Origin of the sequence: Stenotrophomonas sp. MMGLT7, assembly GCF_021168555.1 — a bacterium.
In the GTDB taxonomy this organism is placed as follows: domain Bacteria; phylum Pseudomonadota; class Gammaproteobacteria; order Xanthomonadales; family Xanthomonadaceae; genus MMGLT7.
The window spans coordinates 1-14303 of the sequence record NZ_JAJOZS010000014.1 but is presented as its reverse complement, the minus strand read 5'-3'; the positions used below and the strand labels follow the sequence as shown (position 1 = coordinate 14303).

Sequence of the window (14303 nt, the reverse complement as noted above, 5' to 3'; positions counted from 1 at the left end):
CTTCTGGTACTTCTGGCGCTGCTGCGACCTGAACCAACCCCCTGCCAGCCTCCCCCCTGCTTCGCAAGGGGAGGGGTTTGGGCAGTCTCTGCTAAATTCCCCGCACCGAACATGGACAGGGAGCACCGGATGGCAGCAGGCACGCAGGATCTGGAAGCATTCGTCCGCGAGGCGCTGGGCAGGGGTGTTTCCCGCGATGCCATCGCCACCGCGCTCGCCGCCGCGGGCTGGCCGCCGGAACAGGCACGCAATGCGTTGTCCGCCTACGCGGATATCGAGTTCCCTGTGCCGGTGCCCAGGCCGCGGCCCTACCTGTCCGCGCGCGAGGCGTTCCTCTATCTGGTGCTGTTCGCTACCCTGTACGTCAGCGCCTACCACTTGGGCAGCCTGCTGTTCGCGCTGGTCGACCACGCCTGGCCCGATCCCGCCGACAGCGGCTACCGGGCGATGCGGCTGGGGTCGACCATGCGCTGGTCCGCTGCCTCGGTGATCATCGCCTTCCCGGTGTTCCTGTTCGTGGCGCACTATCTGGGCCGCGAGCTGGCGCGCAATCCGGTCAAGCGCCTGTCGGCAGTGCGCCGCTGGCTGACCTACCTGACGCTGTTCGTTGCCGCGCTGGTGCTGATCTGCGACATGATCACGCTGGTCTACAACGTGCTCGGCGGCGAGCTGACGCTGCGCTTCGTGCTCAAGGTGCTGGTGGTGGCGGCGATCGCCGGCAGCATCTTCGGCTATTACCTGAGCGACCTGCGCCGCGAGGAGAAGGAACCGTGAGCAGCCTGCGCGGCGGGCAATGGCTGGCGATCGCCGCCAGCGTGGTGGTGGTGACCACGCTGGCCGCTGCCGTCGCGGTGATGGGGCCGCCTTCGACGCAGCGCCAGCTGAAGCTGGACCAGAAGCGCGTGGCCGACCTGCAGCGCATTGCCCGCCTGCTGGAGAGCGCGGCCAACCGCAGCGGCGCGTTGCCGCCGGACCTGGCGGCGGTGGCGCACCAGCCGGGCATGTCCGTCCCGACCGGCGACCCGCTGGATGGCTCGTCCTACGGCTACCAGGTCACCGGCGAGCGCGGCTACCGCCTATGTGCCACGTTCGCCAGGGATACCGCGCAGACCCAGGACGATCAGTGGCCGCGGATCGATGACGAATGGAGCCACGGCGCAGGACGCCAGTGCTTCGACCGCGAGTGGAAGCCGAAGTCCTGAGGGCTGCTGCAGCGCACTGCACGCTTCCTGTCGCGCTGCGGCCTTGCGGCGGCCAGGGGCATTGGAGCGACTGATACAACGGTCGTCCTCGCGCAGACGGGAGTGTCTTTCGGCGATCGAATGGTTGTCACGTCCAGTGCCTTCATGGCTCAGCTCAAGTCGCTGGGTCCCCGCCTGCGCGGGGACGACGATCAGGGATGTTGGCCACCCATGCGGGTGAGGCATCTGTCCCAGGACGTTTTTCCTGGATGGTTCTCCGGCACGGGCCGCCTTCGCGCGCTGTGCGGATCCCAACGCGAACAGTGCCTGAAGACCTGTCGTGGCGGGGGCTGCACGCGACGGCACCTGTCCGCATATACGCTGCATGGATCTATTCGCGCCGGTCGATGCCCCCCGCGTGCTGGTGGACGATGCCGAAGGCGGCATCCGCTACTGGCCGCAGGTGGTCGATGCCGCCACCGCCCAGTCCTGGTTCGAGGTCCTGCGCGATGGGGCCGACTGGCAGCATCTGCAGCGGCCCATGTACGACCGCATCGTCGATGTGCCGCGGCTGCTGGCGGCCTACCGCCTCGATGCATTGCCGCCGGCGTTGCCGCTCGCCGCGCTGCATGACCTGGTACAGGGCCGGGTGCCGGCGCCGTACAACGCCGTCGGCCTCAACCTCTACCGCGATGGCCGCGACAGCGTGGCGATGCACAGCGACAAGCTGCACACGCTGCGGCCCGCTCATCCGATCGCACTGGTCTCGCTGGGTGCTCCCCGGCGCATGAACATCCGTGCCAAGACGGGTGGCGGCCGCATCGCCATCGACCTGCAGCCGGGAAGCCTGCTGGTGATGAGCCACGCCAGCCAGCTCACCCACGAGCACGGCATTCCCAAGACCGTCAGAGCGGTGGGGCCACGGATGAGCGTGGTGTTCCGGGTGCGGCCGTAACTCGGCACTGGCGGGCCGGTTGGATCTTTGGACGATGCGCACTGGAGCTTGCGCGTCTTCCCCGCGCTGGCGGGAACCCAGTGCCTGTGCCTTGAACGATGGAATACCCGGGTGGTCTCACAGTGGGTTGGTGTCGCTGTGGGAGTCGCTGGGTCCCCGCCTGCGCGGGGAAGACGTGTTCAGCGGCGTGGCCCGGGTAGGCGCAACTCACCCGGGACACGGGTCCGCCGCGTGATTGCAGCCCTGCAACCTCGGGAGTGGCCTTCGGCCTTCGGGCCACGCGTTGAACCTTGCTTCTCGCCATCCCTCGTGCAACCGGCGATACGGGAACCGTCGGGCCGATCGCGGCAACGTCCGCGGGCTCCCGCTTGCGCGGGGGAACGCTCGCCGATTCCCCGCTGGCTGTGCGCGCCGGTCGCCTGCTCGAAGGATGGAGCGGACGTCGCGCCGGAAGCCTTTCGGATTGCCGCGCCCGCAGGTTCGAGATGCGCCGCACCTGTGTTCCCGTCGCCTCATCCCCACGTGGCATCCACCATGGGGTCGATAATGTGCGATTCCCCCGCACGCAAGACGCCGAACATGCCAAAACCGCCCGCCAAGCCCGCTTCCGGCCTCGTGCGCGTGCGCGGCGCGCGCGAGCACAACCTCAAGGACGTCGATGTCGACCTACCGCGCGATGCGCTGGTGGTGTTCACCGGCGTCTCCGGTTCGGGCAAGTCCTCGCTGGCCTTCGGCACCCTGTTCGCCGAGGCGCAGCGCCGCTACCTGGACTCGATCTCGCCGTATGCGCGGCGCCTGATCGACCAGGCCGGGGTGGCCGATGTCGATTCCATCGAGGGCCTGCCGCCGGCGGTGGCGCTGCAGCAGCAGCGCGGCACGCCGAGCACGCGCTCGTCGGTGGGCAGCGTCACCACGATCTCCAATTCGCTGCGCATGCTGTACTCGCGCGCCGGCACCTATCCGCCGGGGCAGGCGATGATCCATGCCGACGGCTTCTCGCCGAACACGCCGGCCGGGGCCTGCCCGACCTGCCACGGCCTGGGCCGCATCTACGACGCCACCGAGGCGACGATGGTGCCGGACCGCTCACTGAGCATCCGCGAGCGCGCCGTCGCCGCCTGGCCAGGTGCCTGGCATGGGCAGAACCAGCGCGACATCCTCACCACGCTCGGCATCGACGTCGACGTGCCCTGGTCCAGCCTGCCGAAGAAGACCCGCGACTGGATCCTCTACACCGACGAGCAGCCGGTGGTGCCGGTGTATGCCGGCTTCACCCCGGCCGAGGTCAGGTCGGCGCTGCGGCGCAAGCTCGAACCCAGCTACATGGGTACCTTCACCAGCGCCCGCCGCTACGTGCTGCATGCCTTCGCCACCACCCAGAGCCCGCTGATCAAGAAGCGCGTGGCGCAGTACCTGATCGGCACGTCGTGCCCGACCTGCCACGGCAAGCGCCTGCGCCGCGAGGCGCTGTCGGTGACCTTCGCAGGGCTGGACATCGGCGAGCTGGCGCAGCGGCCGCTGTCGCAGGTGGCGCAGATCCTGCGGCCGGCGGCCGAGGGCAAGTCGCACCTGGACAAGCGCCAGCCCGGGCAGGCCATCGCCGCCCAGCGCATCGCCCAGGACCTGCTGGCGCGCATCCAGGTGGTACAGGCGCTGGGCCTGGGCTACCTGTCGCTGGAGCGCGGCACGCCGACGCTCTCGCCCGGCGAACTGCAGCGCCTGCGCCTGGCCACGCAGATCCGCTCGCAGCTGTTCGGGGTGGTGTACGTGATGGACGAGCCGTCCGCCGGCCTGCACCCGGCCGATACCCAGGCGCTGCTGGCCGCGCTGGACCAGCTCAAGGCTGCGGGAAACTCGCTGTTCGTGGTCGAGCACGAGGTGGACGTGATCCGCCATGCCGACTGGATCGTCGATGTCGGCCCCGGCGCCGGCGAGCAGGGCGGGCAGGTGCTCTACAGCGGCGCGCCGGCCGGGCTGCAGCGCGTGCAGGCCTCGTCCACCCGGCGCTACCTGTTCGGCGAGCCGGCGCCTGTCCGCAGCCAGCCGCGCACGCCGGAGCACTGGCTGCGCCTGCGCGGGGTCACCCGCAACAACGTCGTCGACCTGGACGTCGACATCCCGCTGGGTGTGTTCACCACGGTCACCGGCGTGTCCGGCTCGGGCAAGTCCTCGCTGGTGAGCCAGGCGCTGGTGGACCTGCTCGACGAGCACCTGGGCCGCGACCGCGGCGAAGTTCCGGAGGAAGAGGCCGACCCGTTGCAGCGCGACACCCAGGCGACCACGCAGGGGCGCATCGTCGAGGGCCAGCAGCAGGTACGGCGGCTGGTGCGCGTGGACCAGAAGCCGATCGGCCGTACCCCGCGATCCAACCTGGCCACCTACACCGGCCTGTTCGACCACGTGCGCAAGCGCTTCGCCGCCACCGCGGCCGCGCGCCGGCGCCGTTACGACGCTGGCCGCTTCTCGTTCAACGTCGCCAAGGGCCGCTGCGAGACCTGCCAGGGCGAGGGCTCGGTGTTCGTGGAGCTGCTGTTCATGCCCGGCGTCTACGCGCCGTGCCCCACCTGCCACGGCGACCGCTACAACGCCAGGACGCTGGAGATCGAACTGCGCGGACACAACATCGCCCAGGTGCTGCGCATGACCGTGGAGCAGGCCGCCGCGTTCTTCGCCGAGGACGAGGCGGTGGCGCGGCCGCTGCAGGTGCTGCGCGAGGTCGGGCTGGGCTACCTGCGCCTGGGCCAGCCGGCCACCGAGCTGTCCGGCGGCGAGGCGCAGCGCATCAAGCTGGCCACCGAGCTGCAGCGCGCCCAGCGCCGCGGCACCGTCTACGTGCTCGACGAGCCCACCACCGGCCTGCACCCGGCCGACGTGGACACGCTGATGCGCCAGTTGCACGGGCTGGTCGATGCCGGCAACAGCGTCATCGTGGTCGAGCACGACATGCGCGTGGCCGCCGCCAGCGACTGGGTGATCGACATGGGGCCGGGCGCGGGCGAGGAAGGCGGAAAGGTGGTGGCCAGCGGTACGCCGCGGCAGGTGGCGCGAGGCAAGGGTAGCCGTACCGCGCCGTTCCTGGCGCAGGAACTGGGAGCCTGAGGTCCACTTTTGCCGCTTGCGGGGGAAGGTACCCGAAGAGCGGATGGGGGCCGTGGAGCATGGATGGCAAACGCCGGGCCAGGGCCCGGCACCGGCGCCTCAATCGCCGGGCGGCTTGCGCGATCTGCTGCGAGGACGCTTCCTGCCGCTTGCGTTGCGCGGCGCTTCCCTGGCCGTCATGCCACTGCCCAACTGTTCCATCCACGCCAACGCATCGACGTAGGACAGGAAGTGCTGCAGGTAGCCGGGCGAGCGCTCGCGCATCAGCGCGATCGCGCGGTGCACGAGGGTGGCCGAGTTGAGCGGGCCGGCGTTGGCGGGCGCCTGTTGCAGCGATTGCCGCAGCTGGCTCTCTGTGCGCAGGGTGGACCAGAGCTGCCGGAACTCGTCGAGCGCGGGCAGTTCCGGGAACGCGGGCGGTGCGGCTGGGTCGCCTGCCGCGAGCGCCGGGTCCTTCGCAGCTGCGTGGCTGGCGATGTATTCGAGCAGCTCGCCAAGCGGTCCGCGGGCGGGCTCGCGCGGTGGCGTCGCCGTGCCGGCCTTGCATTCGGTCGATGCCGCGTTTTCACGATCGGCGGCAGCGCCGTCGCGCAGTCCGGACAGCCTGCGGTCGAGGATGCGCCGCACTTCGCCGTCGTGGCGATCCGCGCGCGATGCCAGCGCCTCGGCAATGCGCTGGCGCATCGGGTCCGGACGATCGGCGTTCTGCCCGTGCCGTGCGTCGGGCCTGGCCCTGCGGCGGGCTGCGCTGTCGCTCACCTGATTCCCCCGATGACGCATCCTCGCTGCGGCACCGGCACGGGAAGCCTGTCCGAGACGGTGTCCGCGTGCCGGGAGCCGCCGTAGAGCCGGGCTTGCTCGGCTGGGGCTTCACCGGGAACGCTCCAGCCGAGCAAGCTCGGCTCTACGGTGAGGCGGGGGGCGTCATGGCGGGAATCAGGGCCGCTCATGCGTCACCGTCGCGGCCGTGGAGGGCTTCGGGATCGGGGCGATCTCCACGCGGCGGTTCCTGGCGCGTCCGTCCTCGCGGGCATTGGAATCGACCGGCTGCTGCGAGCCGAAGGCGGCGGCGAACACCGAGGACGCGGGCACGCCATCGGCGATCAGCGCGCGGGTCACGGTCAGCGCGCGTTCGGCCGACAGTTCCCAGTTGTCGGCGAACTGGCGGTTGCCTTCGTGCACCTGGCGGTCGTCGGTGAAGCCGCTGACCATCAGGATCTCGTCGCGCGAGGCGAGGTAGTCCGAGAGCGGGCCGGCCAGGCTGTTCAGCAGTTCGCGCCCTTCGGGCTGCAGCCGGTCGGAGTTCAGCGCGAACAGCACGCTGCCGCGGATGCCGATGCGCCCGTCCACCAGGGTCACCCGGCCCGCGGCCAGCGGCACGGCCAGCGCCTGCTCCAGGGTCTTGCGGCGCTGTGCCTCGGCCTGGCGCTGGCGGATCTCCTCGTCCAGCCGGGTCGAGAGCTGCTGCTGCACGGCGATCACGCCGACCAGGATCAGCACGAAGGTGCCCAGCAGCACCGCCATCAGGTCGCCGAAGGCGGCCCAGATCGGGGTCGCTGATTCGGTCTCGGCCTCGATCCCGTCGCTCATGCCGGCTCGGCCCCGGCCGGCGCGCGCTGGGCGGCGAGCCGGCGCATGTCATCGATGATCTGCTTCTGCGACAGCACGCTCAGGTCGATCACTTCCCGCGCCTGCGCCACGTAGTACGCCAGCTGCTCGTCGCTGCGCGCCTGCGACCTGTCCAGCGCGTCGGCGATGTCCTGAAGGCGCTCCATCAGGCCGTCGTTGGATTCGCCGAACGCCTGCACGGCGCTGCCGAAGGCTTCGCCCAGGCTCGCCACTTCCACCGCGCCGGCGTTGAGCTGGGCGGCGATGGTGCCGAGCTTGCCGGTCTCGGCCTCGATGTGGTCGCTGAAGCGGGTGCCGACGCGGTCCAGCAGGTCGGCCGAGGTGGTGACCAGCGCGTCTACCGCCTCGCGCTGCTCGGTGGAGGCGTGGTTCACCGCGTCGAGCAGGGTTTCCAGCGTGGCCAGCAGGCGGCTGCGTTCCTCCAGCATGGCGGTGTCGCGGACCATGCTGTCGGAGAGCTTCTGGCGCAGTTCGGCGACCACTTCGGCCGCGGCCCGCGGCGCTTCGGAGGCGGCCTGCACCAGGCGCGAGATCTCGGCGATCGTCTCGCTGGCGTGGGCCTGCGTCTGCGCCGAGATCTCGCCCGCGGTGCGTTCGAGGGTGTCGCAGATCTCCTGCTGCCGGCTCGCCGTGCGTTCGCCGGCCTGCTGCCAGTTCCTGCCCAGCTCGGCGCTCATCGCGGCGAAGCTGTCGGTCCAGGAGGCCAGGCGCGCCTGGTCACGCGATTCCAGCGCCGCCTGCAGCTGCGCGTGCGCGTCGTCGACGCTGCGGACCAGCGATGCGGCGTGTTGCTCGAAGGTTGCCGCGGCCGCGGCCAGCGCCTGCCGGTTGCGGTCCGCCAGTTCCTCGTGGGCGGCCTGCTGCCGCGACAGGGCGCCGTCCCACGCGCTCGCGGCGGCTTCCGCCGAGGTCTGCAGGCGGGCCGAGACGGCATCCAGCAGCGCGGCCGAGCGCTGCTCGAAGGTCGCGGCGAACTGCTGCAGCGAGCCGTGCAGGTCCTGCACCAGCGCCTCGTTCGCCTGCCGTTGCCCGGCCTGCGCCTCGTGCCAGATCCCGGCCACGGTCGCGGTGGTGGTCTCGAAGCGGGCCGACAGGCCGTCCAGCTGCCGCTGCACGGCCTCGGTGACGCCGGCGTGCAGCGTGGCGGTCTCGCGTGCCAGCCCGGCCATCGTGGCCTGCATGACCGGCTGCAGCGCCGCGCCGACGGCACGCGCGCTCTCGGCCACGCCCGCCTGCAGCGACTGCTCCACGGAGGCTGCCAGCCGTGTGTACACGGCCTCGGTGCGGGTATGGAAGGCTTCCTGGCTGGCCGCCTGCCGCTCGCCGGCGGCGGCGTCCTGCCGCTCGATGGCCGCCATCATCGCCTGCAGCCGCTCGACCAGGGCCGGCATCGACTCGGTCTGCCGCTGCAGCAGCCTGAAGGCCTCCTCGCGCTGCCAGGCCTGCGAATGGCTGCGCAGCGTCGTGGCGATCTTCACGTCGAGCTGCTGCACCGCCTGCAGGCGCTCGCGCCGGCACAGTGCCGACAGCAGCCCGAGCATCGCCGAGCTGGCCACGCCGGCGATCGAGGTGCCGAAGGCGAACGCCAGCCCCGCCACCGGCGCGGCGATGGAGCCGCGGATGGCCTGCAGGTCCGCCGCATTCTCCAGCGCGAAGCCGGTGCCCCTGAGCGTGGCCATCATGCCCAGTAGCGTGCCCAGCATGCCCAGCAGCACCAGCAGGCCGACCAGGTACGGCGTCAGTACCGGTGCCGGCAGGGCCGCACGCTCGCCCTCGATGCGCAGGCGCACCGCATTGCGCAGGCTCGGATGCAGGCGTTCGAGCCAGTCGCCCAGGCTGGGCGGGGCCGCGGTCAGGTCCGCAACTGCGGCGTCCAGCGTGGCAGTGGCCTGCCGGTAGCGATGCAGTTCCAGCCCACCGGCCACATAGAAGGCGCCGATCACCAGGGCGACGGCCAGTCCCAGCGGGTTGGAGCCGGCATAGCCGGCGCCGATCCAGCACACGACGGCAAGGCCCACGAGGAACACGACGAGATTGAGGGGATTTCTGGACATGAGGTTCCGGTCAGGAGGTGCGCAGCGCTGCAAGCAGGCCATCGATCGGTTGAAAACGGACATCCAGCTCGGCCAGCAGCACATGGCGCATGTCCTTGCGGAATGCGTCCAGCCACGGGGCAGGCGTCGCCGGGGTGGTACCCGCCGCGGGCGCCTCGGACGGTGCCTGCTGCGCGGCCTGGCGCAGGCGTTCGAAGTGTTCCCCGAGCAGGGCGGGCACCGCGGCCAGCAGCGTCTGCTCGCGCGGGCTCAGCGCCCGTTCCATGACCGCGTCCACGTCCGCCAGCCGGGCCATCTCGGCCGACCTGCCGGCGAGCATGTCGCGCAGGCGGCCGCGCAGGTAGCCGGTGGCTGTCAGCATGGCCCGCTGCATGTCCAGGCAGTGCTGGCGGAAGGGCGCGTAGTCGGGCTGCGCGTGTTCGCCGCCTGGCCCGGCGGGCGCCGTGGCCGGCTGCCGGGGTGCGGCCGGTTCGCGGCGCTCGGCAATGGCGCTCGCCAGCGAGGCGCGCACGCGGGCGCATTCGTCCTCCTCGGCGCTGCCGAAGGCCGGCCCGTCGACGCTCGCCGACGACCTGCCGTCCAGCGCCCTGGACAGGGCGACGGCATGGTTCCAGTCGATCCACTGGCCCAGCCGGTCCGGCAGCGAATGGGGGGACTGCGGGACATCGCCGTCGGTGAGCCGGGCCAGCAGGCGGATGAACGTCGGGCCGCGGACGGACGTGTGTCGGGGAGCTTCCACCATTGCCCTGGCTAAAAAACGACCATTTTACACGGGCAGGGAAGGGCGGGCGGCCCGGCGTCGGGGCGATCGGCCGGCGTTGCCGGGCCGCCGCGGCGGGCCTCGGCGCCGATGCCCATGCGCCAGGCGCCGGCGCGGGCGGCTATCCGGCGCTGAACTGCGGCCACGCCCGCGCAGGATGCGTAAGGCCGAACGCAGGAACACCGAGGCGATCAGGGCGCCGACGAGCAGGTCCGGCCAGGACGCGTCGAGCAGCGCGACGCCCGCCGCGGCGGCCAGGACGCCGAGGTTGGCGGCGACATCGTTGCGCGAGCACTCGAAGGTGCTGCTCATGTTCACGTTGAGCCCGCGCAAGCGCCAGAGCAGGGCCAGGCAGGTCAGGTTGGCGACCAGCGCGAGCGCCCCGAACACCAGCATCAGGCGGCTCGACGGTGGCACCCCGTTGACGAGCTTGAGGACCAGTTCGACCACGATTACCGCGAACAGCAGCAGGATCACCCCGCCCTTGGCCAGCGCGGCGCCGGCTTCCCACCTGGCGCCGCGGCCGATGGCGAACAGGCTCAGGCCGTAGACCAGCGCGTCGCCGAGCATGTCGACCGCATCGGCCTGCAGCGCGGACGAGCGGGCGACCAGGCCCGCGCCGAACTCGACCACGAACATCAGCGCATTGATCGCCAGTACCGCCAGCAGCACGCGGCGCTGGTTCCTCTCCAGTGCGAGGGCGGCGATTTCCCCGCCCTTCTTGGCGCAGCAGTGGTCCATTTCAGGCGTTCTCCGTGGCGATGCGAAGTTGCAAGGCCGAGAACACCCGGGCCAGGGAGCGCCGGACCGCGGACCGCGGCGCGAGCGCGGCCTGCACGGGCGCCAGCCAGAGGTGCGGCCGCTGGGAAGGACGGCGGGAACTGCCCATTGCATCGGCTCCTCGGATCCGGATGGGCTACCTTGTAGACCTTGAAGCGACTACAGGGTCAAGCGATGCAGGACCTGATGACGATCGGCGAGGCGGCCCGTGCCACCGGAACCCGGGCCGAGACCATCCGCTACTACGAGAAGATCGGCCTGCTGCCGGCGCCGCCGCGCTCGGCCGGCAACTACCGTGGCTACGCGCCGCAGGACGTGGCCCGCCTGGGTTTCGTGCGGCGCGCGCGCGAGCTCGGCTTCTCCATCGACCACGTCCGCGAGCTGCTGGAACTGGCCGACCGGCGGGAACACGACTGCTGCCGCGTCGACGAGCTGACGCGGCAGCATGTGGCCGCGATCGGGCAGAAGATCGCCGACCTGACGGCCCTCGACCGCGAACTCAACGCGCTGCTGGCCTCCTGCCGAGGCGGCCGCGTGGCCGAGTGCCGGATCCTGGAGGCGCTGGCTCCGGCCAACCTGCCCGCCGTTCCGCGGCAAGGGTGAGCGCCTGTCCGTGGATGGTGCAGCGGCCCAGGGGCCCTCGCCCGGCGGCCTGGGGGCGAGGGCCCATTCGAGCGCTGGGCCTGCGCCGGATCCGGGGGGCCGTGAAACCGGGCATCCGGTGATGGCCCGTTTGGGCGGGACTACCGCATCAGCCGTTCCAATGCCCAGGTGTCGAGGAACGCGACCACGCGGGTGATCCTGCCGTTGTCCAACACCATGTGCCAGGCGTAGCTGTTGCGGTAGGTCTCGCCGTCGCGCGTGGTGGCGGTGCCGTCCCAGATCACGACGACGGCATCCCCCTGCGCGACGACGTGCTTCACTTCCGGAACGATCGGCGTGGACAGGCGGGCAGTGATCGGCCCTGCCGCGCGTTCGAGGAAGTCCTGCCGCGAGCGGTAGACGCCCGATACCGGACTGTCGCCGGCCACCGTCCATTCGACGTCGTCGGCCAGCAGCTTGAACACGCTGCCGCGTCCTGTGCGCCAATCCTCGAATGCGCCGCGCACCAGCGCCGCGTTGTCGATGGCGGTTGCCGCGTCGGCATCGGCCGCGTGAGCCGGGGGCAGTGCCAGCGCAAGGCAGAGCAGCGATGCGCAGATCGTGCGCATCGACAGCGACGGGCGACGCACGGGAAGGCGCCCGCGCGCTGCGGCGAAGGCGGTAGCAAGGAGCGTCATGCCGGGCTCGCGACCGGGCGCACGACGATGTCGGTGGTATCGACGTCGGCCGGCTGGCCGATCGCATGCGCGATCGCGGCGGCGATGGCTTCCGGCTTCAGCGCGACCTGGCGGAAGTTCCTGATCGCCGTGGCGGTGTCGGCATCGGTGATGGTGTCGGCCAGTTCCGATTCGACCACGCCGGGATAGACGCAGGTCACGCGGATCCTGTCGTTCTCCTGCCGCAGGCCGTCGGAGATCGCGCGCACCGCGTACTTGGTCGCGCAGTAGACCGCAGCGGTCGGCATGACGTACAGCCCGCCGATGGAGGAGATGCTGATCACGTGGCCGCTGCCCTGGGCCTGCATCGCCGGCAGCACGGCGGCGATGCCGTGCAGCACGCCGCGGATGTTGACGTCGATCATGCGGTCCCACTCGTCCACCTTCAGTGCGGCCAGCGGCGACAGCGGCATCACCCCGGCATTGTTGACGATCACGTCGATGCGGCCGAACCGTTCCAGCGCATGGTCGGCGAAGGCCTGCACGTCCTCGCGGCGGGTCACGTCGAGCGTGTGCGCGATCGCGGTGCCGCCACTGGCGGTGATTTCGGCGACCAGCCGTTCGAGGCGGTCGATGCGCCGGGCACCGAGCACTACGATGGCGCCGCGTCCGGCCAGCGTCTTGGCGGTGGCCTCGCCGATGCCGCTGCTGGCACCGGTGATCAGCACGACCTTGTCCTGGATGTTGTTCATGGCGGGATTCCTCGAAGCGGATGAGAGAGATGCGGTACGGGTACCTTAGCCCTGCTTCGCTGTCGAGATAATCCGGCAGCCGCTAACCACATTGGTTAGCATGGCTTTCCAATGAGCGCCGACCTCAACCTGTTGCGCGTGTTCCTGGCCGTCGCCGAGGCGGGCAACTTCCGTGCCGCCGCCGACCGGCTGGGTGTCACCCGTTCGGCGGTCAGCCAGGGTATCCGGCGGCTGGAGGACGGCCTCGGCATCGCGCTGGTGCTGCGCTCGACCCGCAGCGTGCGCCTGACCGAAGCCGGTGCGCGCCTGTACCGGCAGGTCGCGATGCCATTTTCGGCCATCGGCGCCGCGCTCGAGGACGTGTTCGACGATGGGCCGCCGCGCGGACTGCTGCGCGTCGTCGTCACCTCCATCGCCGAGCGCTTCCTGTCGGGGCCGCTGATCGCGGGCTTCGCCGAGGCCCATCCGGGCATCACCCTGGACGTCACGGTCACCGACGACGAGTCCGACATCGTCGCCGCCGGCTTCGATGCCGGGGTGCGTCTGGGCGAGGTGATCGAACAGGACATGGTGGCGGTGCCGTTGACCGGGCCCCAGCGCGAGATCGCGGTGGCCGCTCCCGGATACCTCGCCCGCCACGGCGTGCCGCGGCATCCGCGCGAACTGGTTGGGCACCGCTGCATCGGCTGGCGCCCGGCACCGGAGGTGGCGCCCTACCGCTGGGGCTTCCGTGAGGATGGCCGCGACTTCGATGTCGCGGTGAACCCGCAGGTCACCAGCAACGACATGCTGCTGATGCTGCGCACCGCGCTGGCCGGCGGCGGCATCACCTTCGCGCTGGAGGAAACCTTCCGCCCCTACATCGCGCGCGGCGAGCTGGTGCCGGTGCTGGAGGAGTACGTGGTGCCGTTTCCCGGCTTCTACCTGTACTTCCCCAGCCGCCACAACCCGCCGCCGAAGCTGCGCGCACTGGTGGAGCACGTGCGCGCGTTCCGCGGCGAAGCCTGAGGCATGCCGGCCGCTCCGGGCCGCGTCTTCATCGGGCCGAAGCAATCGCCGGCGCATCATCCGCTGCCTGTTCCATCGGAGAGCGATTCCATGAAGATCGGATTCATCGGCAGCGGGCACATCGGCTCCATCGTCGCGCGCAAGGCGATCGAGGCCGGGCACGAGGTGATCCTGTCCAACTCGCGCGGGCCGCAGACGCTGCGCGATCTCGTCGGGGAACTGGGGCCACATGCCAGCGCCGCCACCGCGCAGCAGGCGGGCGAGCAGGGCGACATGGTCGTGGTCGCGGTGCCGCTGAAGGACCTCGACGATGTGCCGGTGGCGCCGCTGGCCGGCAAGGTCGTCATCGACACGATGAACTACTACCCCGAGCGTGACGGCCATATCGCCGCGCTCGACGACGGCACCACCACCACCAGCGAGCTGACCGCCGCGCAACTGCCGCAGTCGAAGGTGGTCAAGGCGTTCAATTCGATCTACGCGGCCGAGATCGGCAGCACCGCGCGGCCCGCGAGCGACCCGCAGCGGCGCACGCTGCCCATCGCCGGCGACGATGCGCAGGCCAAGCGCGTGGTGGCCGGGCTGATCGAGTCGTTCGGCTTCGATGTGCTCGATGCCGGCCCGTTGCACGAGGGCTTCCGTTTCCAGAACGGCACCCCGGCCTACTGCGTGCGCGCCGGCCGCGCCGAACTGGAGACGCTGCTGGCGCAGGCGTGAGTTTCCTGCTTCGTCGGTAAAGTGCTTGGGGGCGGCCAAGAACCTGTCCACGATCTCCCTGTAGGAGCGACTTCAGTCGCGATGGGGCGTTACCGGTAACGCCCCATCG

The 14303-nt window shown here is 70.8% G+C and carries 14 protein-coding genes; 7 read left to right on the top strand and 7 right to left on the bottom strand.

Annotated elements, in window-relative coordinates; genetic code table 11:
* Positions 1-129: 129 nt before the first annotated feature.
* The 4 genes from LRX76_RS15125 to LRX76_RS15110 all read left to right on the top strand — a co-directional run bounded on the left by LRX76_RS15125 (position 130) and on the right by LRX76_RS15110 (position 5235).
* Positions 130-774 (top strand): DUF5671 domain-containing protein, encoded by a 645-nt coding sequence (locus LRX76_RS15125; RefSeq protein WP_231806465.1) that lies wholly within the window; start codon positions 130-132, stop codon positions 772-774.
* Positions 771-1202, top strand: a complete 432-nt coding sequence (locus LRX76_RS15120; RefSeq protein WP_231806464.1) for a hypothetical protein — start codon at positions 771-773, stop codon at positions 1200-1202. Before LRX76_RS15125 ends, LRX76_RS15120 begins: the two co-directional genes overlap by 4 nt.
* 364 nt (positions 1203-1566) lie before the next feature.
* Positions 1567-2136, top strand: coding sequence for an alpha-ketoglutarate-dependent dioxygenase AlkB (locus LRX76_RS15115; RefSeq protein ID WP_231806463.1), 570 nt, complete (start codon positions 1567-1569; stop codon positions 2134-2136).
* 579 nt (positions 2137-2715) lie between these two features.
* Positions 2716-5235, top strand: coding sequence for an excinuclease ABC subunit UvrA (locus LRX76_RS15110; RefSeq protein ID WP_231806462.1), 2520 nt, complete (start codon positions 2716-2718; stop codon positions 5233-5235).
* Positions 5236-5334: 99 nt separating this feature from the next.
* On the opposite strand, the gene LRX76_RS15105 is transcribed toward LRX76_RS15110, so the two are convergent.
* From LRX76_RS15105 to LRX76_RS15085, 5 genes are all read right to left on the bottom strand, one after another.
* A complete protein-coding gene (locus LRX76_RS15105; RefSeq protein WP_331716787.1) occupies positions 5335-5994 on the bottom strand; it encodes a DUF2894 domain-containing protein in 660 nt (219 codons plus the stop codon).
* A gap of 177 nt (positions 5995-6171) precedes the next feature.
* Positions 6172-6825, bottom strand: a complete 654-nt coding sequence (locus LRX76_RS15100; protein ID WP_231806460.1) for an OmpA family protein — start codon at positions 6823-6825, stop codon at positions 6172-6174.
* The gene (locus LRX76_RS15095) at positions 6822-8918 is read right to left on the bottom strand and encodes a DUF802 domain-containing protein (protein ID WP_231806459.1); all 2097 of its coding nucleotides are present in this window, start codon (positions 8916-8918) and stop codon (positions 6822-6824) included. The genes LRX76_RS15100 and LRX76_RS15095 overlap by 4 nt, the downstream gene beginning before the upstream one ends.
* Before the next feature lie 10 nt (positions 8919-8928).
* A complete protein-coding gene (locus tag LRX76_RS15090; protein WP_231806458.1) occupies positions 8929-9660 on the bottom strand; it encodes a DUF3348 domain-containing protein in 732 nt (243 codons plus the stop codon).
* 24 nt (positions 9661-9684) lie between these two features.
* Positions 9685-10350 (bottom strand): cation transporter, encoded by a 666-nt coding sequence (locus LRX76_RS15085; RefSeq protein ID WP_231806457.1) that lies wholly within the window; start codon positions 10348-10350, stop codon positions 9685-9687.
* 294 nt (positions 10351-10644) lie between these two features.
* Here LRX76_RS15085 and LRX76_RS15080 point away from each other — a divergent pair, with 294 nt between their 5' ends.
* Entirely contained in the window at positions 10645-11061 is a 417-nt protein-coding gene (locus LRX76_RS15080) for a helix-turn-helix domain-containing protein (RefSeq protein ID WP_231806456.1), read from the top strand.
* 140 nt (positions 11062-11201) lie between these two features.
* Here the strand turns inward: LRX76_RS15080 and LRX76_RS15075 are convergent, their stop codons facing one another.
* Together LRX76_RS15075 and LRX76_RS15070 are read right to left on the bottom strand one after the other, a co-directional pair.
* A complete protein-coding gene (locus LRX76_RS15075; RefSeq protein ID WP_231806455.1) occupies positions 11202-11738 on the bottom strand; it encodes a nuclear transport factor 2 family protein in 537 nt (178 codons plus the stop codon).
* Positions 11735-12469 carry an SDR family oxidoreductase gene (locus tag LRX76_RS15070; protein ID WP_231806454.1) on the bottom strand — a complete coding sequence of 245 codons (735 nt, stop codon included), beginning with the start codon at positions 12467-12469 and terminating at the stop codon, positions 11735-11737. The genes LRX76_RS15075 and LRX76_RS15070 overlap by 4 nt, the downstream gene beginning before the upstream one ends.
* Before the next feature lie 111 nt (positions 12470-12580).
* Here LRX76_RS15070 and LRX76_RS15065 point away from each other — a divergent pair, with 111 nt between their 5' ends.
* On the top strand, positions 12581-13477 hold the full coding sequence (locus tag LRX76_RS15065) for a LysR family transcriptional regulator (protein WP_231806453.1): 897 nt from the start codon (positions 12581-12583) through the stop codon (positions 13475-13477).
* A gap of 90 nt (positions 13478-13567) precedes the next feature.
* Entirely contained in the window at positions 13568-14194 is a 627-nt protein-coding gene (locus LRX76_RS15060; protein ID WP_231806452.1) for an NADPH-dependent F420 reductase, read from the top strand.
* The last annotated feature ends 109 nt before the right edge of the window (positions 14195-14303 follow it).

Excerpts from the sequence above, each read along its gene's own strand:
- LRX76_RS15125 (WP_231806465.1), top strand. The coding sequence starts at position 130 with ATGGCAGCAGGCACGCAGGATCTGGAAGCATTCGTCCGCGAGGCGCTG.
- LRX76_RS15115 (WP_231806463.1), top strand. The coding sequence starts at position 1,567 with ATGGATCTATTCGCGCCGGTCGATGCCCCCCGCGTGCTGGTGGACGAT.
- LRX76_RS15110 (WP_231806462.1), top strand. The coding sequence starts at position 2,716 with ATGCCAAAACCGCCCGCCAAGCCCGCTTCCGGCCTCGTGCGCGTGCGC.
- LRX76_RS15100 (WP_231806460.1), bottom strand. The coding sequence starts at position 6,825 with ATGAGCGACGGGATCGAGGCCGAGACCGAATCAGCGACCCCGATCTGG.
- LRX76_RS15095 (WP_231806459.1), bottom strand. The coding sequence starts at position 8,918 with ATGTCCAGAAATCCCCTCAATCTCGTCGTGTTCCTCGTGGGCCTTGCC.
- LRX76_RS15090 (WP_231806458.1), bottom strand. The coding sequence starts at position 9,660 with ATGGTGGAAGCTCCCCGACACACGTCCGTCCGCGGCCCGACGTTCATC.
- LRX76_RS15080 (WP_231806456.1), top strand. The coding sequence starts at position 10,645 with ATGACGATCGGCGAGGCGGCCCGTGCCACCGGAACCCGGGCCGAGACC.
- LRX76_RS15075 (WP_231806455.1), bottom strand. The coding sequence starts at position 11,738 with ATGACGCTCCTTGCTACCGCCTTCGCCGCAGCGCGCGGGCGCCTTCCC.
- LRX76_RS15070 (WP_231806454.1), bottom strand. The coding sequence starts at position 12,469 with ATGAACAACATCCAGGACAAGGTCGTGCTGATCACCGGTGCCAGCAGC.
- LRX76_RS15065 (WP_231806453.1), top strand. The coding sequence starts at position 12,581 with ATGAGCGCCGACCTCAACCTGTTGCGCGTGTTCCTGGCCGTCGCCGAG.
- LRX76_RS15060 (WP_231806452.1), top strand. The coding sequence starts at position 13,568 with ATGAAGATCGGATTCATCGGCAGCGGGCACATCGGCTCCATCGTCGCG.